Here is a 24632-nt window from a genome sequence, read left to right as displayed (position 1 = left end):
TATGGATCCCTCTATTCCTTTACATAAACAGCTATCAAGCAAAATAGGCGTTATTTTGGTGCTGTTTTCTTCAGTTATCGCGTTTTTATGTTATCTGCTATATTCCCGAGAGTTAGATGTCGACAAGTTTATTATGCAGATCCAGCCTGAGCTTAGATCGTATAGTGAATTGAATCGACGAGCATGGCAAATAAATGCAGATTACTCGCAGCTTGTTACAAGTACTAGCGCTCCAGATGTTTTAGTGCTGCACCAAAAAATACAAGCGAACAGCTTAGATATTAAAAACTTATCTACTATAGGTAAGTCTGAACTCCTTCAAATCGATGATCGTCTTGAACAACTTTATTTATCGGTAAATGGATTAGCTGAAAACTCTGAACGCAACGCTTTGCTTAAAAGAAGCGTTTTGTTGCAATTACGTTTGTCACTAAACGAAATTGACTTGTCAATTAAACAAAAACAACCTCAGGCCGAAAAGTTATATCAACAAATTATCACTGATAAGGTGTCAGACCGCGTGACAGTTTCACGTGCAAAAGCACATTTAGTGTTATCTAAAGAGTTAACCGACCTAATATCCACGCGTGAAGCTTTAAATAACTTGCTGGTCACTTTTGATAACCTCAATCTACAAACTAACCTCGATGAATTTAACTATCAAAGCCAGCAAATTGAGCAAGTGCTCTTAAATTGGATGGCACATTGGCAAAATGATCAGCAGTTAACTGACGCTGATAATAAATTGTTATTGGTATTTTCAACACTGCAAGGCTTATTGTTTGAAGAACAACATACTATAGCCAAATGGCGAGGACACATTCGCGTCGCAAGCGAGTATTTTGGAGAAATGCAAAGCATTTATCATGATATAAACCAAGTGATTGGTAAGATGAAGGCAGCTGATTTTGAGCTGCAAAACTTGCCAGGCATATTGAACGACATTCCTTACACCTCAGGCCGACATTCAAGGGAAATGTATTATATGTCTACTTTGGCCTTGGCGAGTGTCTTTTTCCTTTTAGGTTGTTTGTTAGCTTATAGAATTTACTTGTCTATTAAACGTCATGGTGAATCGATGAGACAAGTAACAGGGAGCTTTTTGACTAAAGAGGCTTTAGATGACAGTGTATTGTGGAATCGAGATTTAAATGAGTTGGCAGAAAACATAAAGACTGTCGAACAACCCGAACATACTGAAGTTGAATATCAATCGTTATCCGATAAATTTGAGCAATCAGCACAAGACTTGTATGAACTGGCTCATATAGCTTTATTTACATCGTCCTCCCTACCGATAGTTTTGAATGATAATGCAAAGAAATTACTTTTTTCTGGTGCCCCTCAAGTTAAAGATAATTGGGGAAAAGCATTTGATAAAAATGCACGAAATGTAATTTTTCAATGTTTGCGTCGTGCGTTAAATAACGAGAAACAGGTACATTGTTTTGTTGAAAATGTGTGGTCGTCTCCCCTACAAATATCGCTAACATTAAAGGCCAACCAGGTCCATGGTGTGATTATTGATCAAAGATCAATGATTGAAGAATTTCAGCCAATACGACAAGAACTGCAAGTTGCACGAGAAAACCAAGTTTCTTTATACCAAGATAACTTGATGCAACTCGAAGAGATAAATCAAGCAATATCGAGAGCTATGGTGCAAGCTCAAAATCCAAATAAGAGTTTTGAAGATATTTGTCAGCAATCTTATCGCCAGCAAGCAAAATTACTTGAATGGAGTGAACAGGCACTTTTATTGGCAAAAGCAAAACAACCAACAGCGGCAAATTTATTAAATGCTAATCTGATGGACTTGTTACAGGTGTGCTCATACAACACGGTAGCTGCACTTAAATCTCAACGGTTAAGAATTTTATTTGAGATTGAGCAGGATTTAAAAACAAATGTAAAAGTTGCTCAGCCTTATTTTAGTTATTGTATTGCCACTTTGATGAATATTGTGTTGAAAGAGCAGCTGGCGGCAACCCTAGTGGTTAAAGCAGAGTTGCTTGATGTCAACCCAGGCCAACAACGTGTTAAGTTGTCTTTGCAAGTAATGCAAAAATATAACAAAGGCGCTCTTCCTGAATTAGTTCAATTATTATTGAAGCCTCAATATGCTCAAAGTCCAATGCTAATTAAATCTCTGTTTACTGGGCTGCAACTTATCCATGGCGAAGTAGAGTCAACAGAAACTAAAGACTATGGCTATGAAGTCGTTTGCCAATTACCGATAGCAATTTCAGAGCAAAAAGATAATAAACAGCTACCCTCTGTCGATTATTCCAATAGACAAATATTCTTAGCTGCGCCCAACGAGCAATTGGCAGAATCACTTAGTGATGAGATCAACGCTAATAATGGTCGAGTTGAAAAGTTTTTTAGTGCTGAACATTTGCTCAAGGCATTGCATATTAAAGCGCTGCAAGCTCAACCGGTAGCTGCCGTTGTTGTTGCTCCCGAGATTTATAAAACAGATCAAGATGGCATTGTTCAGCATTTAGAAGGGCTGCCAAGCGCTATAAGACCAAAACTATTTGTTCTTCAGTCACTCTTTGGAAAGCATATTTCGAGACAGGGGGTTTTTAGCTTTCCAGATTCATGTTTTTATCTGCACGAATTTGCGTTAGCGCTCGATAATTTGATTCAAAGCGATGTTATAAATAACAAAGTAATTTTTGAACAAAGTTACCAAAATTATCATTTTAGAAAATCCAACATTCAGCTGTTATTGGTCATCAAAAACGTTACAAAACATAGTGAACTTATTGCGCAGTTACATTGGTTGGGACTGCAAGTTAATGTTGAAGTTGATACTGACATGGCGCAACAATTGTGGAAAAGTGGCCGTTATCAACTACTAGTGACCGACCTTGAATTTGATCCGTTTGTTGATATGAATGTGGGTAAACCGCTTTATCGAGGTGTGTTTTTACTCAATGAAGAACTGAGTATTAAAGAACGACCGAAGCACCTAGCGCACTGGAAGATTGAGCACTTACCAAGTATTAATCAAGTGGACAGCCTAGTCGATGTATTACAACCTTGGTTAACTAAATTATCTCAAGTAGCGGTATTGACTGACAATAAAGTCAAAGTTCATCAGCCTAGCATTTCAACAAATGAGCCTGCGGAAAAGCAATTAGCAGCGTTAGAACTAGATCCAGCGCATAATGAGGAAACTAACGACAAAGCATTTAATTTAGCAGGCTTTGCTAAGAATCAAGGCTCAGCTGAACTAGCGGCCTTTATGTTAGATGAATATTTATTGCAGTTAGAACAGACATTGTCGCAGCTAGAAGAAACTAGTGTTGAGCAGGTAGAGCAAGCTCAATTACATATTGACGAACTGCGCATCATTGCGCGCATTTTGACCGCTGAAGATTTTAAACTTGCAGTAAATGAATGTCAGCAAACATTAAATGATGCAAATCAATCAGCATTTGAACATGCCACGCTGCAGCTGCGTGCAGAGTTAGGATTAATACAAGCTTATAGTTTGGCTATATAGAAGTTATGAATTTAGAGAATGAAACTCCCAGCCCTTGTGTGCGTAAATGTTGCTTAAATGAAAACGACATATGTTTAGGATGCTTTCGCCACATTGATGAAATTGTCGGCTGGAGCAAAATGACAGAAATAGAAAAACGTAAGATTATCGAAAATTGTAATCTGCGTGAGCAAAAAGAAAAATAACACTACACTTAATGTGTCTAATAATATAAGCAAAAAGTATGGAACCATCTGTTAAACACTTTTTTGATAGCTACGAAGATCTGCAGGTATTGGTGATTGATGACAATACATTGATTCATGACACCATGAAAAAAGCTTTTTATGACGTGGGAATAAGAGAAGTTCGTTGTGCACAAAATGCATATTATGGTTTGAGGCTTTGCAATGACATGCAGTTTCAAGTGGTGATTTGTGCGTTTAATGTCAACAGTGACAAAGATGGTTTTCACCTGCTGGAAGAACTTAAATTTAAAGGACATGTTACTAAACGAACAGTAGTTATTTTCTTAAGTACGGAAACGAGTGAAGCAATCGTTAACTCAATTATTGAGTTACAACCTGATGACTTTTGGGTGAAACCTTTAACACCTAAGTACGTTAAAGAGCGGTTAGCACAAACCTTAAAAGTTAAAAGTCATCTGTACAACATGTACCAAGCTATTGACCGTAAAGAGTATTCGAAAGTTATTTATTTTGCTGACAGGCATTTGCAAAATAAAGCGATAAAAAGTTTACATCCAAATATTTTGAGAATGCGGGGTGAAGCTTTACAAAGCCTTTTAGAATTTGAAGAGGCGCAGAAGTTTTACCAAAGTTTGTTAAAAAAATTCAAGTTTGGTTGGGTCTATTTGGGTTATGTTCGTGCACTTTTAAAACAGGGCAGAATCGATGAAATAAACGACCTAATAAAGACGTTATCTGATAAACCGGATACTCGATTTGCTATGCACGATCTGCTTGCTCAATACCATATTGAACATGAAGAATTTGAGCAAGCGTACGAAGAAATTAAAAAGGCGGCGGCACTTTCTCCTCGTAATATTGACCGAAATAAAAAGTCTTGGGATCTTGCTAGGCTAAACCATGATCATATAGGTCAATATCAGGCGACAAAAAGCATTGTGAGCAATGCTAAGAACTCGATTCATGAATCGCCAATGTTAGTGCTTAATGTGATAAGAGCTGGTATTGATTTGGCTTTGACTATTACCGATGGAAGTGCCGACAAATTGCTTCAGCAAACTGATCATTATATTCAACAGTTGTGTGAAGATTATAAAGAAGCCAGCGAATTTAAAGAACAAATTACGGTAGTAAAGGCGCGATTACTTAAAGCTCGGAATCAAACCAAGCTTGCACTGCGCTTGGTTGAAAATCAAGTATCACTCAGGCCGACACCTGATTTGGAAGATAACTTAGATAAAGTAAAGGTTTTTCATGAGTTGGGTATGCGTGAAGAGGCGATGTTTTTGCTCGAGGCAATTAAGAATCAAATCTCGGGTGACTCGTTGACAAGTTTGGTGGTTAGTCGGTATGTTGAACAGGAAATTGACGAGCGCAGTCAAATCCATTTCACGCCAAAACAGCTGCACGAAATGGCGCTTGAGCATTTTCAAAAAGGACGTGCAAAACCAGCACTCGATACGGTTTTACAAGCAATTCAGCTGGCGCCAAACAGTGTCAGATTCTCGATCAGTTTATTAAAAATTATGATCGCACTTAAAGAAGAAGATGTATTATCAGAGCAAGATTACCAATATGCTGATAAGGCGCTTGCTCTGTTTGATAAATCCAAGATTGATGGCAAAACTGAGGAAGTGATAAAGCCATTGAAAGAAGCTTGGTTGGCTTTTTTTAGAAACCCACAAGATAACCAAAATGAAAAATAACTCGGGGGCAACTAAGCGTCTCTTGGCAATCCTTTTTCAATTGAGCGCACAAGTCTTGCGGTGAGCCGTTCATTTAATGAAACATCAATCAGTTGCTGCTTCGCTTTTAGTTGCTCAATTGCCCATTGGATATGTTCATCAACCATAGGGCTTACTTTATTTAGTGCTGATGTTAAGCTAGTTAAGGCCTGCTCAGAGTAATCACCATTGCCAATCGCCACAGCAATATTACGTTGCCAACATTCAAAGCCAATTCTTCTGATCGGAGATCCTTCGGTTTTTGATAAAAACTCTTTTTCGCTCCAATGAAACAGGGTTAACAAGCTGGTATCGTCGAGTTGTTGTCGAGCTTGAAAGTCACTTTCTACTGATAGTTTGGCAAATTTATTCCATGGACAGATCAGTTGGCAATCATCACAGCCATATACTCGATTGCCTATGAGTGCTCTATATTGCTCTGGAATTGATGCTCTATTTTCAATAGTAAGGTAAGAGATACACTTTCGTGCATCAACTACATAAGGTTCAACAATGGCTTGGGTTGGGCAAATTTTTATGCACGCGACACATGAGCCACATTGATGAGCAACAGGTGCGTCAACGGGTAAAGGAATGTTAACTAACAGTTCACCTAAAAAAAACCAAGAGCCAGCCTCTTTACTCAGTATCAACGAATGTTTGCCTGTCCAGCCTAAACCTGCCTTTTCAGCCAAAGGGCGTTCAAGGATTGGTGCTGAGTCAACAAACGGACGGTACTCTAAAGTATCGCAGTGTAGCTTTATTTTCTCGCCCAATTGTTTTAGTCGTTTACGCATTAACTTATGGTAGTCGCGTCCAAGAGCATAACGACTAACATAGGCTTTATTTTTGTTTTTTAACGTAGCTGCAAATTTAGCATCAGTGGGTAGATAATCCATTCTGACACTGATCACGCGAAGTGTTCCCGGAACAAGTTGCTCTGGGTGAAAACGCATTTCTTCATGGCGAGACATATATTCCATGTCACCATGGTAGTTATTTTTCAGCCAGCTGGTAAAATCGTCTTTATGTTCAGACAGATCGATATCGCTTATCCCAATATCGGCAAAGCCAAGTTCTTGACCCCAACACTTGATTTTTTCCGCTAATTCTTGATAGTTGATAGTTGATACTGCCATCTAAAAGTTAAAATATTATGCCAGTTTGTAAATTATTAGACAGTTTACCACAAAGCGCTTACAGCGCGACACAAGTGCTAGAACACGAAGGTGAAATAGCCGAAAAAGTAGGGATTTCGCTTTACCGACTTATGGAAAAAGCCGGCTCATCATTTTTTAACCATGTGCGAAAAATGATGCCAGGTTTAACTAACTTATTAGTTGTTTGTGGCAAAGGAAATAATGGTGGCGACGGTTTTGTGATTGCTCGTTTAGCATATGAAGCTGGAATAAAAGTGACTGTTTATTTCTGCAGTGAAGCCGATGAATTAAAAGGTGATGCGCTCAAGGCCTTTGAAAAATTGCAAAAAACCAATATTAGCGTGCTTTATCAAAGTGAAATGCAGCTAACGCCACACTTTTTATCCGACAACAACTTTGATCTTGTCGTCGACGCACTGTTTGGTATTGGCTATCAAGGAGATATGGCTGAACCGCTAGCGACAGCGGTTAATGTACTAAATCACGTTGATATTCCAGTGTTTAGTGTGGATGTACCATCAGGATTAGAAGCCAGTACCGGGCACGTACCAACAACTGCTGTAATAGCTGATCAAACCGTCACTTTTATTGTTGCTAAACAAGGTTTGTTGTCTGGACAAGCCGCTAAACATGTTGGTGAACTATTCCTATCATCATTGTCACTCAACGATGATTTTCAGTACAGTATACTTGAAAGTGCCGCCATTCAAGGTGGCGAATTTATTCCTAAAAAGCCTCAGCGCAATGAAGCAAGTCACAAGGGGCATATCGGTTTATTACTTGCCATTGGTAGCAACCAAGGTTTGCCAGGTGCAATTCGCTTGGCGAGTGAATCTGCATTGCGTTCAGGAGCGGCTTTGGTTGCCGTGAGTTGTCATCAAGACAATCAACAATTGGTGTTAAACGGGCGTCCTGAGTTGATGTTAGCACCTGATAGTGCAGATAAGTTATTAGACAGTCCGTTTTTTGAAAAGGCTAAAGTACTACTAATTGGGCCGGGCTTAGGGCAATCTCCGTGGTCAAAAGCTTTATTTGATCTAGTTATCAACAGCAACAAGCAACTAGTGCTTGATGCCGATGCACTTCAACTTTTAGCACAACACCCTCATAAACGTGATGACTGGGTGTTAACACCACATCCAGGAGAAGCCGCAAGATTATTAGGCTGTACTGTTCAAGAAATTGAATCTGACCGATTTGCAGCGATAAATCGTATTGTTGAGCAGTACGGTGGTATCTGCGTTCTTAAAGGAGCAGGCTCTTTGATAGCTGATGCTAACAACTTATGGATTAATACATCTGGTAATTCAGGCATGGCGACAGGTGGCATGGGCGATGTATTGTCAGGTATAATTGCCGCGCTTATGATGCAGCTAGATCATGCTATTGATGCTACTCGACTCGCGGTATTTTTGCATGGTAAAGCTGCTGACAAAGTGGCAAAGGAAAAAGGGAAAATTGGTATGTTAGCCAGTGATTTATACCCTTATATTCAACAACTTTTAAACGAAAATGAAATGTAATCTATGAGTGATATTCTAGCCGAATTTAACCAATCATTGGCGGATGAAAACGCTACTGTGAATTTGGGTAATCGCATCGCTAATGCTATTAAAAATGAACTAAAACAGGGGATTGTCGTCTATTTAAATGGTGATTTGGGGGCCGGAAAAACCACGCTGACACGCGGCTTTATACAGGGCTTAGGGCATTCAGGTAAGGTTAAAAGTCCAACTTATACATTAGTAGAGCCATACGACCTAGGGCAATGGCAGGCTTATCATTTTGATTTGTACAGGCTAGCTGATCCTGAGGAACTAGAATTCATGGGAATTCGCGATTATTTTTCAGCACAAGCTTCGTGTTTTGTTGAATGGCCTGAAAAAGGTGCTGGCGTATTGCCAAATGCTGATATTACATTGAACTTGAGTTACCAAGGACAAGCCCGGGCTGTTGAAATGTTAGCCCACACTTCCAAAGGACAAAGTCTTTTGGCACTATTAGAGCAAGATTAAAACGAGGATTAGTTACCGATGCAGTTGTGTGTTGCGCATCTACGTATTTTTATCGCAGTAATTGCGTTAGCGATTAGTCAGTATGCGTTTGCAAAGAACTCAATTGATGGTGTGAGGGTTTGGCCTTCACCCGAAAACACCCGTGTGGTATTTGACCTAAAATCAACCCCCGAGTTTACATATTTTTCGCTGACCAACCCTCAGCGGTTGGTGATTGATTTTAAAGATACACAAAATGTTGCATCGCTAAGAAATTTACTTGCAAAAGATAAACGCATTAAAAATATTCGCTTGTCTTCACCTAAAGAGAAAAATTCAACACGTTTGGTGCTCGACTTAACAGAAGCATATCAACTAAACGTGTTTGCATTGGCGCCAGCAGGGCAGTACGGTGACCGATTAGTAGTCGATTTATACGATAAAGATCGAGTAGCTCAAAAAGATACTCCAACAATAAACAACAAAAGAGATATTGTTATTGCAGTTGTTGCGGGGCACGGTGGTGAAGATCCAGGTTCCATTGGACCTCGTGGAACATATGAAAAACATGTAACCTTGAAGATCGCTAAAAAGTTAACTGCGCTTATTAATAAACAACCGGGTTTAAAAGCTGTAATGGTGAGAACGGGCGACTACTATGTTAACCACAATCGTAAAACGGTGATTGCAAGAAAGCATAAAGCTGATTTATTGGTTTCAATACACGCCGATGCTTTTACGTCTCCTCAACCTAGTGGTGCTTCTGTGCTAGTACAGTCGAGTCGCAGAGCTCACTCAGAATTTACCCGTTGGATCGCTAATAGACAAGAAGAGTCTGAATTGTTAGGTGGAGCAGGTGAGACTATCAAAATGACAGAAGATCATAACCTTGCGCTAACACTAGCAGACATGAAAAAAGAATACACTATGGAAAGTAGCTACACCTTTGCCGAGCATGTTTTACGAGAACTGAAAAAAGTGACTAAACTGCATAAAAAAAGGCCAGAAGGTTTAAGTTTAGCTGTTTTGAAGTCTTCTGATATTCCTAGCGTGTTGATCGAAACAGGTTTTATTTCAAATCCTGGCGAGGAAAAGCGATTAAACTCAAGCGCTCATCAACAAAAGCTTGCCAGAGCTATTTTTAACTCAATCGACAGTTACTTTAGCTCCAACGCTCCAAGTGGTACTTATTATGCTTCGCAAGGGTACCGTCAGCACAAAATTAGTCGTGGTGAGTCTCTTTCTGTCGTTGCTCATCGGTATAATGTTTCCGTCGGTAAAATTAAATCGCTAAACAATTTATCATCTGACGTTGTTCACATCGGACAAACATTAAAAATTCCCCGCGCGGATTAAGTTATGACCATTCAAATTCTTCCTGCTCGTCTCGCCAACCAAATAGCCGCTGGCGAGGTAGTAGAGCGTCCTGCATCTGTAGTAAAAGAGCTTGTTGAAAACAGCTTAGATGCTGGCGCAACTATTATCAAAATAGAAATAGAAAAAGGCGGCGCAAAACGAATAAGAATTTCAGACAATGGTTCAGGCATTGCTAAAGATGAATTAACACTTGCTCTAAGTCGCCATGCTACAAGTAAAATAAAAGATTTAGACGACTTAGAGGGAATTTCATCGCTAGGGTTTCGTGGTGAGGCACTAGCCAGTATTAGCTCGGTTTCTCGACTGACTTTAACATCAAAACCTGAAGCGCAAGAGGAAGCTTGGCAGGCTCAAGCATTTGGCAGAGATATGGAAGTAACTGTGCAGCCAGCAGCTCATGGTAATGGAACAACAATTGATGTGGTCGATTTGTTCTTTAATACACCTGCTAGAAGAAAGTTTCTACGGACGGAAAAAACCGAGTTTTCTCATATTGAAGAAGTGATTAAGCGCATCGCGCTTGCTAAGTTCAATGTCGCATTTACCTTAGTTCATAACAGTAAAGTTGTTAAACAGTTCCGCTTGGCTGATACACCTCAAAAGCAGGCAAAAAGAGTGGCTCAAGTATGTGGTAATGGTTTTATCGAACATGCACATGAAGTGTATTGTCAACATGATGGGTTAACCTTGTCTGGGTGGATCGCTTCACCACAATTTAGTCGCAGCCAAAATGATCTATGTTATAGCTACGTAAATGGCCGAATGATGCGAGATAAGCTGATTAATCATGCTATACGGCAAGCTTATCAAGACATGTTGCCGGCTGACCATTACCCTGCTTTTGTCTTGTTTTTGGAGCTAAATGTTAAAGATGTTGATGTCAATGTGCATCCGGCAAAACATGAGGTCAGGTTTCATCATGGCCGCTATATTCACGACTTTATTTATTCTATTTGTCACAAAACCTTAGTTGAGCAAGCAATGCCTGCTTTTGCAGAAGTGGTTGAACACTCGACTAGTGATTATTTAGCGCAAGAGTCAACCTCTGCTGAATATCAAGCTGTTGCACAAGCAACTGAACAAGTTCAAGATTATATTCAACCGCTTAGAAGTAACGCTGCTTTTGCCAGTGGCTATTCATCAGCGAGCTCGCATCGAGGCAACTTTGATGCAAGTAAGCCGTCCTCGCAAGAGAAAACAGCATATAGTGCGTTAATGAGCACGCCTTATTTTACACTTGGGCGGGAAAGTGATCACAATGACAATTCACAAAGCTGCCCATGGGTGCTTTTTCCACCTTGTTATGCCATATATTCAGATGAAGAGAACTGTCGTCTTTTATCACTAAAAAAGTTGAGCCAATTTATAGCTATAAAACGCATTGAACAGATGTGGCCAACAGGCATTACCAGTCAACCATTATTGCTGCCAGTAAAACTTAACCTTAGTGCTGAGCTAGTTAACTTTGTTAAAACACATGAGTTAGAAATGCAGAAGATTGGCATTCATTTACAAGTTGTTGCAAAAAACCAACTAATCATCAGGCAATATCCTGCCATATTAAGACAAAAAGACGTAACCTCTAGTTTTATTGCAGTAGTTGAGTGTTTGTATCAACTTACACAAATAGATGGGCTTAACGACAGTTATTTACAACAAGCACTGGCAAGTCAATTAGCGACATCAGAGTTTACTCAGCAAAATATGCTCATGCTTTATCAGGAGAGCAGATTGCTGGATAAAAAACAAATAAACGAAGAATTGACCTTGAATTCAACTATAATTGACCTTACATCGTCAATACAGCAGTTAGATAGTTAAATAAAAGTGGCAAAAACGTCGTCTGAACAAAAACTACCGCCAGTGATTTGCCTTATGGGGCCAACAGCGTCAGGCAAGACGGCTTTAGCATTTCAGTTGCATGATCAACTGCCATGCGATATTGTCAGTGTTGATTCTGCTTTGGTTTACCGAGATATGGATATTGGTACGGCAAAACCCACTCAGGAAGAGTTGGCATCTTACCCGCACCGATTAATTGATATCAAAGACCCTAGCGAGAGCTACTCGGCTGCCGAATTTTGTAAAGATGCTTTGGCTGAAATAGCTGAGATTCGTGCAAAAGGCAGAATTCCGCTGCTTGTTGGCGGTACAATGATGTACTTTAAAAGTTTGGTAGAGGGAATATCACCACTACCTGAAGCAGATGCCAATGTGCGTGCTGAAATAGAGAAGCAAGCGCAAGATAGAGGATGGCAAGCTTTACATGATGAATTGGGTTTAGTTGATCCTGTATCGGCAAAGCGAATTCACCCGAACGACCCTCAGCGGTTAACACGTGCTTTAGAAGTTTTTCGACTTACTGGAAAAACACTAACACAGTTAACTGATATAAAAGGAGAAACCTTAAAGGGGGACGTACTACAATTTGCAATTGCGCCAAAAGAAAGGGCGGATTTGCATGCTCGAATTGCATTGCGATATGAACAAATGATCGCTCAGGGGTTCGAACAAGAGGTTGTTAAACTTAAACAACGAAATGATTTACATGAAAATTTACCGTCAATTCGTTGTGTAGGTTATCGACAAATGTGGCAATATTTAAATGGTGAATATAGTCACGAAGACATGGTGTTTAAAGGGATTTGTGCTACACGCCAACTAGCGAAACGTCAGTTAACCTGGTTGCGTAATTGGCCAAATTTGCAATGGCTTGACATGGAAAGTGAAGACAATCTTCAACAAATTGTTCAAGCGTTAAGCAAACTATAAACATTAATGTATAATTAGGTTTAATGGTTAGTTACTTCAAGCTCGCTGTACTATCCAGAATGACATACATTTTATTTTGACAACAATAACAAAAGGGGCCTAATAATGGCAAAGGGGCAATCTTTACAAGACCCATTTTTAAATGCGTTACGTCGCGATCGCATACCTGTAGCAATTTACTTAGTAAATGGTATTAAATTACAAGGACAAGTAGAGTCGTTTGATCAATTCGTTATTTTACTTAAAAATACCGTTAGTCAAATGGTCTACAAACATGCCATTTCTACAGTTGTTCCTGCTCGCGCAGTGAATACTGCACCTCAAACACCACAAGGTGGTTTTAACCAACCAATGGAAAGTCAAGATTAATGACTAAACAAAGTATTGTTTGGAGTTGCTCATTTGTTTGATCGTTTTCAAGCAGGTGAGCAGGCGATACTTGTTCATGTAGATTTTCCAGATGAAAATGCTCGCGAAGACCTTCAAGAATTTGAAATGCTTGTTGGTTCTGCGGGTATTGATTCCCTGTGTGTGATTACCGGTAAACGAAATAGCCCCCACCCAAAGTATTTTGTTGGTAGCGGTAAAGCAGAGGAAATTGCCGAGGCGGTAAAGCTATATGATGCTAACGTTATCCTGTTTAATCATAGCCTATCGCCTTCTCAAGAAAAAAATATTGAAGCTTTGTGTCAATGTCGAGTCGTCGACAGGACTACACTTATTCTTGATATTTTTGCGCAACGAGCGCGCACTCATGAAGGTAAATTACAAGTAGAGTTAGCGCAACTCAAACATATTAGCACTCGCCTCATCAGAGGTTGGACTCACCTTGAACGCCAAAAAGGTGGTATTGGCCTTCGTGGTCCTGGTGAAACTCAGCTTGAAACCGATAGACGTTTATTACGAGAGCGGATGGTTAATATTCGCAAACGTTTAGAGAAAGTTGAAAAACAGCGTCAACAAGGCAGACGAGCACGTAATCGCGCAGAAATACCTACTGTGTCACTTGTTGGCTATACCAATGCTGGCAAATCGACCTTATTTAATCAGATAACTGAGGCTGGCGTTTATGCGGCCGACCAACTATTTGCTACCTTAGATCCAACATTGCGTCGAATAGAGGTTGAAAATGTTGGGCCTGTTATTCTAGCGGACACTGTTGGGTTTATTCGTCACTTACCTCACGACTTAGTTGCCGCGTTTAAGGCGACATTAACCGAAACTAGAGAAGCAGACCTACTTATTCACGTCATTGATATCGCAGATGAAAGGCGCGCTGAAAATATTGAGCAAGTACAAGCGGTATTGAATGAAATTGAAGCCGGTGACGTACCGCAACTCCTAGTTTGTAATAAAATAGATAAACTAGAAGACTTCTCACCTCGTATAGACAGAGATGATAACCAATTGCCTTCACGAGTTTGGTTGTCGGCACAGCAAGGTACAGGTGCGGATTTGTTATTTGCTGCATTAACAGAGCGTTTGGCAAAGCAAATAGTCAAGCATAACTTGAAGATACCACCAGCATTCGGTAGGTTGCGTGGTAAGTTGTATCAACTAAATTGTATTTCTGATGAGCAGTATGACGAGCAAGGTAACTGCTTATTAAAGATAAAAATGCCTATTGAGCAATGGAATAAATTCATAAAACAAGATGAAGATGCAATTGAGCGCTTTATCGAAAGTTAACAGACTGATATATTAAGCCGATTATTGACTTAATATGTCATGATTGACATTCAGTATTAGTAACGGAGAGCGTTATGGCTTGGAATGAACCGGGGAAAGACGATAAAGATCCCTGGAAAAATAAAGGTGGAAATAATCAAGGGCCGCCAGATTTAGACGATTTACTAAAGGATTTAGGTAATAAGTTTGGTGGTGTATTTGGTGGAAAGTCATCAGGCGGTGGCGGTAAGAGTTTTTCATCTGTTGGTATTGGCTTAGCTTTAGTTGTTGCCGTACTTGTTTATGCTTTTAGTGGTTTTTATACCATTAAAGAGGCTGAAAAAGGCATCGTATTAAGATTTGGTCAATTTGCAGGTACTGTGGAGCCGGGGCTTCGTTGGAAGTGGACATTTATCGACCGTATTATTCCCGTCGATGTGCAAACAACACGTGATCTTCCTGCTTCGGGTTTTATGTTGACCCAAGACGAAAATGTAGTTCGTGTTGAAATGCAAATCCAGTATCGTGTTGTTGAACCTCGTGACTATGTATTTAGCGTTACAAATGCTGATGACAGTTTAAGTCAATCTTTAGACAGCGCACTACGTTACGTTGTTGGTCATTCAAGAATGGATGATGTGTTAACTAGTGGTCGTGAACAAGTAAGACAAGCGGTTTGGAGTGAGCTAGAAAGTATTATTGAGCGTTACAGCTTAGGCATCATCATTGTTGATGTTAACTTTAAAGATGCACGTCCTCCAGAAGAGGTCAAAGACTCATTTGATGATGCAATTGCTGCACAAGAAGATGAAATTCGCTTTATTCGTGAAGCAGAAGCTTATGCAAAAGGCATTGAGCCAAGAGCTCGTGGTCGTGTTAAACGTATGGAGCAAGAAGCTCTAGCTTACAAAGAGCAAACGGTATTAGACGCACAAGGTGCTGTTGCTAGATTTGAAAAAATATTACCAGAATATCAAGCTGCACCAGAAGTTACTCGTCAGCGTTTATATATAGGCACCATGGAAAAAGTGTATAGCAATACCAGCAAAGTGATGGTTGATGTTGATGGCGGTAATAACATGATGTATTTACCACTTGATAAAATCATCCAGCAGCATTCAACGCAACAGCGTTCGGTAACCATACCAAACTCGACGTTGAATAATACAAACACTAACCCGCCTTCTTCTCCGGCGATTAGTGGTCGTTCAGATAGATTTAATAGTGGGAGAGACTAAGCGATGAAAAACCTAATTATTGCTATTGTTGCCGCACTATTTGTGTTGACTGTTTCGAGTGTGTTCGTGGTTTTTGAAGGACAAAGAGGAATTGTATTCCAGTTCTCGAAAATTAAACGTGATGACGCAGGTGAAATGATCGTATATGAGCCGGGATTACAATTTAAGTTACCTTTTATTGAAACCGTTCGTAAAATCGATGCTCGTATTCAAACACTTGATGAAGCACCTGACCGCTTTGTAACGTCTGAGAAAAAGGATTTGATGGTCGACTCTTATGCTAAATGGCGTATCGTTGATTTCTCAACATACTACTTGAGAACATCAGGCTCAATTGAAAATGCTAGAGCGTTATTGAAACAAAAAATCAATAATGGTTTAAGAACAGAATTTGGTTCTCGTACCATAAAAGAAATTGTTTCTGGCGATCGTGATACCATTATGGCTAAAGCATTAGAAAGTGCTGAAAGCAGTAAAGAAGATTTGGGAATAGAGGTAATTGATGTTCGCGTAAAAGCAATTAATCTACCTACCGAAGTCAGTAATTCAATTTACGACCGCATGCGCGCAGAACGCACCGCAGTAGCTAAAGAGCACCGTTCAAAGGGGCAAGAGCAGTCTGAAATTATCAAAGCAACAATTGATGCTAAGGTGACTGTTATGTTAGCTAATGCGCAAAAACAAGCGCATGAAATTCGTGGTGAAGGAGATGCTCTAGCTGCAAAAGTTTATGCAGATGCCTATAAGAAGGATGCTGAGTTCTTTACTTTCTATAGAAGTCTAATGGCTTATGAGAACAGTTTTAATAGCAAGAATGATATCATGGTAGTTAAACCTGATAACGACTTCTTTCATTATATGAAAGAAAGTACAAAGCCTAAATAACGGCGAAATACTATTTTGTTAAAGCCACGGTTAATTTATATTAATCGTGGCTTTTTTATATGAGAAATAAAATATGACTATGGAGTTGTTATTAACTGCTGTTGCAATCGCCTTTATCATCGAAGGACTAATCCCAGCTTTGTTTCCAAATAAGTGGCGAAGCTACGTATTAAAAATAGCCCAAGAAAGCCCCAACAACATTCGTACTATTGGTTTAACTGGTGTATGTTTTGGTGCGCTTATTTTGTGGTTAATTTAATGAATATTCTGACTTGCTAAGTCTTTCATCCTCTTTCATTTTTTAAATCGTCTTAAAATCGACCAAATATTTGCTTGGACTCAATACTGGATTTTGGTAGAATCCCCGCCTAATTTTCTTTCCAATATGTAAATATGGGTAAAAACGTCGTTGTTCTCGGCACCCAATGGGGTGACGAAGGTAAAGGTAAGGTTGTAGACTTACTTACTGATAAAGCCAAATATGTAGTTCGCTACCAAGGTGGTCACAATGCTGGTCATACCTTGGTGATTAATGGTGAAAAAACTGTATTACACCTTATTCCTTCTGGTGTGTTACGTGAAAACGTAAAATGTTTAATCGGTAATGGTGTAGTACTTTGCCCTAAAGCATTGATGACTGAAATCAAAATGCTTGAAGAACGCGGTGTTCCGGTTCGTGAGCGTTTGTTGATCAGTGATGCTTGTCCATTAATTCTTCCTTATCACAATGCATTAGACGCTGCGCGTGAAAAAGCTCGTGGTAGCAAAGCAATCGGTACAACAGGCCGCGGTATTGGTCCTGCATACGAAGACAAAGTTGCTCGTCGTGGTTTGCGTGTAGGTGATTTATTAAATGCTGAAGCCTTTGCCGCTAAACTTAAAGAAATCGTTGAGTATCACAATTTTGCTTTAGTAAATTATTACAAAGCAGAAGCTGTTGACTATGATCAAGTATTAGCTGATGCACTAGAAGTTGGCGAAATTATCAAAGGCATGATTGCTGATATTCCTGAGCTATTAGACCAAGCTCGCAAGGGTGGTGACTCTATCATGTTTGAAGGTGCTCAAGGTACTTTACTTGATATTGACCATGGAACTTACCCTTATGTGACGTCATCAAACACGACAGTTGGTGGTGTGGCAACCGGTTGTGGTTTTGGCCCTCGCTACTTAGATTACGTGTTAGGTATTACCAAAGCATACACAACGCGCGTAGGTTCAGGTCCGTTCCCAACTGAATTAAATGACGAAATTGGTAACCACTTAGGTACAGTTGGTCATGAATTTGGTGCAACAACTGGACGTGAGCGTCGTTGTGGTTGGTTTGATGCTGTTGCTATGCATCGTGCAGTGCAAATTAATTCAATTAGTGGTTTCTGTTTAACTAAACTAGATGTTTTAGATGGACTAGAAACGTTGAAAATCTGTACCGGCTATAAAACAGCTAATGGTGACGTGATTACCGTTCCACCAACTGCCGCTGAAGGTTATGAACAAGTTACACCAGTGTATGAAGAATTACCTGGTTGGACTGAGTCTACTGTTGGTGTTACTTCAGTTGAACAATTACCTGAAAACGCTCGCGCTTATATTAAGCGTATTGAAGAAGTGACAGGTGTACCTGTTGATATTATTTCGACTGGTCCAGATCGTGTAGAAACCATTATTTTAGTTAATCCATTTAGTGAATAACTAAACTAGTGAGTTATAAAAACCACCTCATGCGAAGGTGGTTTTTTTATGTCTGCAATTTTATTTAACCGTCAATTCAATTGGTCTCAAATATTTTCAAAGAAAAATTGACGAATATCTATTCAAATAATCTAAACATTTCGCATCATCTTTTAGATGGTTAAACCTCATCGATCTGCGGCTAATTTCCCAAATGTTATAACAATTGGTGTCGATATAACTAAAGTTTGTTAAGGGAAAATGTTGAATGAATAACGAATATCATTATTTGTTATGTGAATTCTATTGCAAAATTAGCTAAATTTTCCAGATAAAACGGGTGTTCTAGCTTAACTGGTCAGGGTTGAATTTTGCTATAACATTCCCATAACATAGGGCAAAAATAACAACACCACATTAATTTGATTAACGCATTAGGATCACACCCATGAAAGATTTTCGACAACAAGCTTTGGATTATCACCAATTTCCTAGTCCAGGAAAAATTGGTATTGAATTAACAACACCTGCAGAGACAAGCCAAGATTTATCTCTGGCCTATAGCCCAGGTGTTGCAGAGCCTGTAAGAGAAATCGCCGAGAACCCTGATGCGGTATATCAGTATACCGGTAAAGGAAATACAGTTGCGGTGATCACAAACGGTACAGCAATACTTGGCTTAGGTAACTTGGGCGGTATGGCAGCTAAGCCGGTAATGGAAGGTAAAGCCTTATTATTCAAGCGATTTGCTGATATTAATTCTTTTGATATTGAAGTAAAACACAAAACGGTTGAAGAGTTTGTTAATACGGTTGCAAACATTGCCGATAGTTTTGGTGGCATTAACCTAGAAGATATTAAAGCACCAGAATGTTTTGAAATAGAAAAAGCCCTAATTGAACGTTGCAAAATCCCAGTATTTCATGACGATCAACATGGTACAGCGATAGTTACAGCGGCAGGTATGATTAATGCGCTAGAGATACAAGGCAAGGACATAAAACAAGCTAATATCGTTTGTATGGGCGCTGGTGCCGCTGCAATTGCTTGTATGGAGTTATTAATCAGTTGTGGCGCACAACGTGAAAAAATCTATATGTTAGATACTAAGGGTGTTATTCATACTCGTCGTGATGACCTTAATGAATATAAGAAGCTTTTTGCCAATAATACGGACAAGCGTACATTGGAAGATGTGATTGATGGCGCGGATGTTTTTGTTGGTGTTTCAGGACCAGATTTATTAACGGCTGAGCACGTAAAACTGATGGCTGAAAACCCTGTTATTTTTGCTTGTTCTAACCCTGATCCTGAGATTAAACCTGAGGTTGCTTTGGCCGCTAGAAATGACCTAATCATAGCAACAGGTCGTTCTGATTATCCAAATCAAGTTAACAATGTGCTATGTTTTCCTTTTATTTTTAGAGGCGCTCTTGATGTTCGCGCTCGAACGATAAATGATGCAATGAAGGTTGCATGTGTGCATGCCATCCGAGAAATTGCTAAAGAAGAAGTTCCAGCAGAAGTATTGGCTGCAAGTGGTGATGTAGAGTTAAACTTTGGTAAAAACTATATCATTCCAAAGCCGATGGATCCTCGTTTATGTCATCGAGTAGCCAAAGCAGTAGCAAGAGCAGCGGTTGATTCTGGAGTTGCTGGGTTAGAATTGCCAGAAAAATATCAAGACTAACCTAGTTAGTTAAATAAAATAGCTCAGCGGCTCTGAATAAGCCGCTGATCTTTTTTCATTAGAACCGTGAACATTAGTAGAGGAAATCTACAATTTTAACAAGATTGATGATCGGATTAAGTGTTGAACAATAGAAAGAAAGCGCTAATTTTGAATTTGCTTCTTTGTCCAGGAGCAGGACAACTCGTTTTAAAGCGTTTTAAACGGGCAATACTTTTTATCACCATATTTTTAATCACAGTTGTTTATTTCTTCTCAACTATTGTCAGTAAAATTCAGCCTTTAGTTGATAAAGTAATGGCAGGACAACTGATGCTAACTCAGCAAGCAATTGCCGATGAAATGTCGAAAAACCCAATTTATTTTGATTTAGTGCTTGGGCAGCAATTAATGATAATTATTTTATCGGTGTGGTTGGTCGCTATAATTGACGGTATGACAGTAAAAAACAAAAAGTGATACTAAGGCGGTAATGCACCTTAGTCTTCATCATCTTCAAACTGACTAAAATCGGTAATGCCTCTAGCTTCTAATGCATCCCTTACACTTTTGGGTAGCTTATGTTCATTATCTTTTGCAAGATCGTCATCACAAGGTAATGGTTGACCAGTAAATGCGTGCAAAAAGGCTTCACACAGCAATTCACTATTGGTTGCATGCCTTAAGTTGTTTATTTGGCGTCGAGTGCGTTCATCCGTCAATACCTTCAACACACGCAAAGGAATAGATACAGTGATTTTTTTAACCTGTTCACTCTTTTTACCGTGTTCGGCATATGGGTTAATATACTCGCCATTCCACTGTGCCATAGAGACCTCTAATTACCTATAATCTTGATATGTCAGATTTTACTGTTTGTCTGCTATGAGTCAACAATGAATGTGTAGAAGTTTAGATGTCTAAAGCGCTTGATCCGTTTTTTTAAAACGTATAGACTTTTGGACGTCCAAACATCTATTTGATGATTTCGTCCTACTGATGAGGAAATTGAGTACCATGACAAAAAACAAATTCGCCACCACAGCGGTTAGAGCTGGGATTAATTCTGATGAACATCATGGTGCTGTTATACCCGCAATTCATTTATCGAGTACCTATGCATTAAAGGGTTTTAACAATAAACGTCAGTTTGATTATTCCAGAACGGGTAACCCAACTCGTGCTACGTTTGCCCAAGCTATTGCCGACTTAGAAGGCGGTGCTTTAGGTATAGTGACTAGCACGGGCATGTCAGCGGTACACTTAATTTGCCAATTGTTATCAACTGATGATTTGGTGGTTATTCCACACGATTGTTATGGTGGCAGCTATCGTTTATTTACACATTTAGCAAAGCGTGGCCAATTTAAGTTGGCAGTTGTCGATCAAAACGACGAGCAAGCACTTGCCAAAGCTTTAGAACAAAATCCTAAACTAGTGCTTGTTGAAACGCCTAGCAATCCGTTAATGCGTTTAGTTGATATTGAAAAAGTGGTTAAAGCCAGCCATCAAGTCGGTGCATTAGTTGCGGTCGATAACACTTTCCTTTCGCCAATACTTCAGCAACCATTAGCACTTGGTGCTGATATTGTTTTTCATTCAACGACTAAGTTTATCAACGGTCACAGTGATGTTGTTGGTGGTGTTCTGGTAACAAAAGAGCAAGCACTAGGTGAAGAGTTAGCTTGGTGGGCCAACTGTATTGGCATTACTGGCTCGGCGTTTGACAGCTACTTAGCATTACGGGGGCTTAAAACCCTACCTGTTCGGATGAAGCAACATCAAGAAAATGCAGATGAGTTAGCGAAATTTTTACAATCCCATCCAGCAATTGAAAAGGTGTATTACCCTGGTTTTGAAAATCACCCAGGACATGACATAGCTAAAAAACAACAAGCAAACTTTGGTTCGATGATGAGCTTTGAATTAAAAGGCGGTGAAGCTGCCGTGATTAAATTGTTTGATAATCTACAATTGTTTACTTTGGCGCAGTCATTAGGTGGTGTTGAAAGCTTAATAAGCCACCCATCAACAATGACACATGCAGGTATGGAAATTGAAGCCCAAATTGAAGCAGGTATAAGCCAATCGCTTGTTCGAGTTTCCGTTGGTATTGAAGATATTGACGATATCATCGCCGATTTAAATACAGGACTAAATGCAAGTCAGCAGTAGAAAGCCAGTAATTGAGAAATATATGACCCAAGATAACTTAGTTGAGCAGCTGACGGTTGCTCATAACCAACTAGCTAAACACGCTACCAATGTGCATAAATTTGGTGGAAGCTCGCTTGCATCTACTCAATGTATTGAACGTGTAGTTGATATTATTCGCCAACATTGCCAGCTCAATGACATTATTGTGGTATCTGCAAATGGTAAAACAACAGACGCTTTGTTTGCTATTTTCCAGTGTGCCATTGAGCAATCTCCTGAGTTGGAAGAAAAAATTACGCAGTTAGAAAACATGCAGTCAGAGTTAATTAATAGTTTGTTAAATGCGGCGAGTGCTGCACGTTTACAAAGCTATTTAACGGAAGATATTAAGCAGATGAAGGCATGGTTATCAGACCAACCTGAAACGCATCATGCTGATATTTTAGCTTTTGGTGAGTTGTGGTCTGCTAGATTGTTGTCATCCGTGCTTAATGAGCGAGTTTGTCCGGCAATCTTTATGGACGCCCGTGATTTTTTAGTGATCGACAATGAACAAGAATACAATGTTGATTATTCTGTTAGTCGTCCTGGTTTTGAAGCCAAGCTTCATGCTAACCATCTAACTGTTGTAACAGGCTATATTTGTCGAGACAGCCAAAGTGTAACACGCACTCTGGGCCGAAATGGCAGTGATTATTCTGCCACTATTATGGCCGCAATAAGTCACGCCAACCAAGTCACTTTATGGACTGATGTAGATGGCATTTACAGTGCCGATCCAAGGTTTGTCCCTCAATCAAGGAAACTTCACCGACTACCAAATGGTGTAGCTAAAGAACTCGGCCGTTTGGGCAACCCTGTACTTCATGCAAATACCTTAAAGCCATTGGCTGATGGCAAAACTCATTTACATGTTGCAAGCAGTTTTGATCCTTCTGTACCAGGTACCGAAATTGGGCGGTTTGGTCAATTGGCTAAACAAGAACTCTCAGTTACTTATTTGAATGACTTAATCCTTGCTCAGTCTCAAAGTTTTATTGGTGATTTAGGTAGAGAAGCCGGAGAAACTTTTGCTGCATTATGCGCTGATGAAACACAAGGCCTGATTGTTATTCGTCAAGAGCAGCAAAAAGCAGTAAGCCAATGGCTTGCAGCTCATGATACAGAAGTCGCATTTACCCCAGTGTCTATTTTGGCCACCGTAGGGCATAAAGTGACCCGTCAAGGAAATGTGAAAGCTAAGTTTAAACGTACTCTTAGACATCAAAAGGTGTTGGCTGTAGTAGATGCTTGGAGCGGTCACAGTGTGATAGCCATTTTAAGTGAGCCGTGTTCGGTAGAATTGCTTAATAACGTGCATCATGACATGACTAAGGACGCAAAACATATAGGTCTTGTTGTTGCTGGTCTTGGTAACATTGGAGTGAAGTTCTTGGAAATGTTACCGAAACAATTGGCAAGAATTCCGGCACTTGAAAACTTACACTTAGTAGGGTTGATGACATCAAAAAAAGCCTTGATTAACACCGATGGCATTGATGCATCTCACGCACTTTCCCTCTTTGAGCAACATGCAGTATCTTTTGATAAAGCTCTTTTATCATCATGGCTAAAAAGCCATCCGTATGATGAATTAATCGTTGTCGATATCACGCCTAGTGAGAAGTTTAGTCAGTTGTATCTGGAATTCTTTAAAGAAGGGATCCACGTAATTTGTGCAAATAAGTGGGCAGCATCAGCGCCGACGCCAAAATACAATGAATTATTAGCTGAAGCTAAAGCAAATAACAGCCAGTGGTTAGGCAGTACTACTGTTGGTGCTGGCTTACCAATTAATTATGCAATTCAAGACTTATTGAAAAGCGGTGACCAAATTTGTGAGATCTCAGGCATATTCTCGGGTACATTGTCTTGGCTTTTTGAAACCTACGATGGTTCAGTACCGTTTTCCACCTTATTGTTAGATGCGCTTGAACAGGGCATTACTGAGCCAGATCCAAGAGAAGATCTATCTGGGCGTGATGTTCAACGTAAGTTGCTTATTTTAGCTAGAGCGGCTGGTTTTGAATTATCACTTGAAGATGTTGAAAGGCAAGATTTAGTACCGAACGAATTACAAGCGATGACGACGGAAGAGTTTTTAGCAAATGCTAGCCAAATAGATGACTTTTTTGCAACTCAGTTGAACGAGGCAAAAACGTCTCAAGCCTGTATTCGTTATATCGCCCGTTTTAACGTAAAAGACGGTAAGATTAAAGCAAAAGTATCGTTGGAATGTTTATCGAAAAATGACGCATTTGCAACGATTACCCCTTGCGACAACATTTTCCAAATTCGAAGTCTTTGGTATCAAGAAAATCCACTTATTATCAGAGGACCAGGTGCTGGACGCGATGTAACAGCCGGTGGCTTGCACTCAGATCTCGTTACTGTGTGCCAAAATTTGGCAAATAAGCAAGCGGTAGTTAAAATAAAGGGACTAGAGTAGTTTAACCGTTAAATATTTATTAGAAAAATTCGCAACTATTTTACCGTTAAATACTAAATTAACCTGATGGCCCGATGTCAATTATTGGCTCGGGCTATTGAAGCTCCTTTACATACCTTTTTATTAA

Annotated in this window: 20 protein-coding genes; 18 read left to right on the top strand and 2 right to left on the bottom strand. The window is 39.7% G+C overall.

All coding sequences use genetic code 11. The features are described 5' to 3' along the window. Position 1 precedes the first annotated feature (1 nt). From IE199_RS06775 to IE199_RS06765, 3 genes are read left to right on the top strand one after another with little or no spacing between them, the layout of a single operon-like run. Positions 2–3514, top strand: coding sequence for a hypothetical protein (locus IE199_RS06775; protein ID WP_189768520.1), 3513 nt, complete (start codon positions 2–4; stop codon positions 3512–3514). Between the two features lie 5 nt (positions 3515–3519). Next, positions 3520–3699, top strand: a complete 180-nt coding sequence (locus IE199_RS06770) for a DUF1289 domain-containing protein (protein WP_189768518.1) — start codon at positions 3520–3522, stop codon at positions 3697–3699. A gap of 38 nt (positions 3700–3737) precedes the next feature. Further along, positions 3738–5408 (top strand): response regulator, encoded by a 1671-nt coding sequence (locus tag IE199_RS06765; protein WP_189768516.1) that lies wholly within the window; start codon positions 3738–3740, stop codon positions 5406–5408. A gap of 11 nt (positions 5409–5419) precedes the next feature. Here the strand turns inward: IE199_RS06765 and queG are convergent, their stop codons facing one another. Continuing rightward, the gene (gene queG / locus IE199_RS06760) at positions 5420–6565 is read right to left on the bottom strand and encodes a tRNA epoxyqueuosine(34) reductase QueG (RefSeq protein ID WP_189768515.1); all 1146 of its coding nucleotides are present in this window, start codon (positions 6563–6565) and stop codon (positions 5420–5422) included. A gap of 17 nt (positions 6566–6582) precedes the next feature. Between queG and IE199_RS06755 the strand changes: the two genes are divergently transcribed. The 13 genes from IE199_RS06755 to IE199_RS06695 all read left to right on the top strand — a co-directional run bounded on the left by IE199_RS06755 (position 6583) and on the right by IE199_RS06695 (position 20340). After that, the gene (locus tag IE199_RS06755; RefSeq protein ID WP_189768513.1) at positions 6583–8109 is read left to right on the top strand and encodes an NAD(P)H-hydrate dehydratase; all 1527 of its coding nucleotides are present in this window, start codon (positions 6583–6585) and stop codon (positions 8107–8109) included. A 3-nt stretch (positions 8110–8112) separates the two neighbouring features. Beyond that, positions 8113–8601, top strand: a complete 489-nt coding sequence (tsaE, locus tag IE199_RS06750; RefSeq protein WP_189768511.1) for a tRNA (adenosine(37)-N6)-threonylcarbamoyltransferase complex ATPase subunit type 1 TsaE — start codon at positions 8113–8115, stop codon at positions 8599–8601. Positions 8602–8619: 18 nt separating this feature from the next. Further along, positions 8620–9936, top strand: a complete 1317-nt coding sequence (locus IE199_RS06745) for an N-acetylmuramoyl-L-alanine amidase (RefSeq protein WP_189768503.1) — start codon at positions 8620–8622, stop codon at positions 9934–9936. Positions 9937–9939: 3 nt separating this feature from the next. Continuing rightward, positions 9940–11778, top strand: coding sequence for a DNA mismatch repair endonuclease MutL (gene mutL, locus IE199_RS06740; protein WP_189768501.1), 1839 nt, complete (start codon positions 9940–9942; stop codon positions 11776–11778). Between the two features lie 6 nt (positions 11779–11784). Further along, the gene (miaA, locus tag IE199_RS06735; RefSeq protein ID WP_189768499.1) at positions 11785–12729 is read left to right on the top strand and encodes a tRNA (adenosine(37)-N6)-dimethylallyltransferase MiaA; all 945 of its coding nucleotides are present in this window, start codon (positions 11785–11787) and stop codon (positions 12727–12729) included. Positions 12730–12834: 105 nt separating this feature from the next. Continuing rightward, positions 12835–13098: an RNA chaperone Hfq gene (hfq, locus tag IE199_RS06730; RefSeq protein WP_189768497.1), complete on the top strand. Its 264-nt coding sequence runs from the start codon at positions 12835–12837 to the stop codon at positions 13096–13098. Between the two features lie 33 nt (positions 13099–13131). Next, positions 13132–14418 (top strand): ribosome rescue GTPase HflX, encoded by a 1287-nt coding sequence (gene hflX, locus IE199_RS06725; RefSeq protein ID WP_189768490.1) that lies wholly within the window; start codon positions 13132–13134, stop codon positions 14416–14418. A gap of 74 nt (positions 14419–14492) precedes the next feature. Beyond that, positions 14493–15635: an FtsH protease activity modulator HflK gene (hflK, locus tag IE199_RS06720; protein WP_189768483.1), complete on the top strand. Its 1143-nt coding sequence runs from the start codon at positions 14493–14495 to the stop codon at positions 15633–15635. Positions 15636–15638: 3 nt separating this feature from the next. Continuing rightward, a complete protein-coding gene (hflC, locus tag IE199_RS06715) occupies positions 15639–16520 on the top strand; it encodes a protease modulator HflC (RefSeq protein ID WP_189768481.1) in 882 nt (293 codons plus the stop codon). 73 nt (positions 16521–16593) lie between these two features. After that, positions 16594–16779, top strand: coding sequence for a DUF2065 domain-containing protein (locus IE199_RS06710; RefSeq protein ID WP_229854583.1), 186 nt, complete (start codon positions 16594–16596; stop codon positions 16777–16779). A gap of 134 nt (positions 16780–16913) precedes the next feature. Next, a complete protein-coding gene (locus IE199_RS06705; protein ID WP_189768479.1) occupies positions 16914–18212 on the top strand; it encodes an adenylosuccinate synthase in 1299 nt (432 codons plus the stop codon). Between the two features lie 427 nt (positions 18213–18639). Beyond that, complete coding sequence (locus tag IE199_RS06700; RefSeq protein ID WP_189768477.1) at positions 18640–19881, top strand: malic enzyme-like NAD(P)-binding protein; 1242 nt, start codon at positions 18640–18642, stop codon at positions 19879–19881. Positions 19882–20004: 123 nt separating this feature from the next. Further along, positions 20005–20340 (top strand): hypothetical protein, encoded by a 336-nt coding sequence (locus tag IE199_RS06695; RefSeq protein ID WP_229854581.1) that lies wholly within the window; start codon positions 20005–20007, stop codon positions 20338–20340. Between the two features lie 20 nt (positions 20341–20360). Here the strand turns inward: IE199_RS06695 and metJ are convergent, their stop codons facing one another. Next, a complete protein-coding gene (gene metJ, locus IE199_RS06690) occupies positions 20361–20690 on the bottom strand; it encodes a met regulon transcriptional regulator MetJ (protein WP_189768473.1) in 330 nt (109 codons plus the stop codon). A 187-nt stretch (positions 20691–20877) separates the two neighbouring features. Between metJ and metB the strand changes: the two genes are divergently transcribed. Both metB and metL read left to right on the top strand, forming a co-directional pair. Beyond that, entirely contained in the window at positions 20878–22035 is a 1158-nt protein-coding gene (gene metB, locus IE199_RS06685; protein ID WP_189768472.1) for a cystathionine gamma-synthase, read from the top strand. Continuing rightward, positions 22019–24505, top strand: coding sequence for a bifunctional aspartate kinase/homoserine dehydrogenase II (gene metL, locus IE199_RS06680; protein WP_229854579.1), 2487 nt, complete (start codon positions 22019–22021; stop codon positions 24503–24505). The genes metB and metL overlap by 17 nt, the downstream gene beginning before the upstream one ends. The last annotated feature ends 127 nt before the right edge of the window (positions 24506–24632 follow it).

It is taken from the genome of Thalassotalea marina (genome assembly GCF_014656435.1).
Taxonomy (GTDB): Bacteria; Pseudomonadota; Gammaproteobacteria; order Enterobacterales; family Alteromonadaceae; genus Thalassotalea_C; species Thalassotalea_C marina.
Note: the sequence above shows the minus strand (reverse complement) of the source record. Positions and strands in the feature narration are given on the sequence as shown.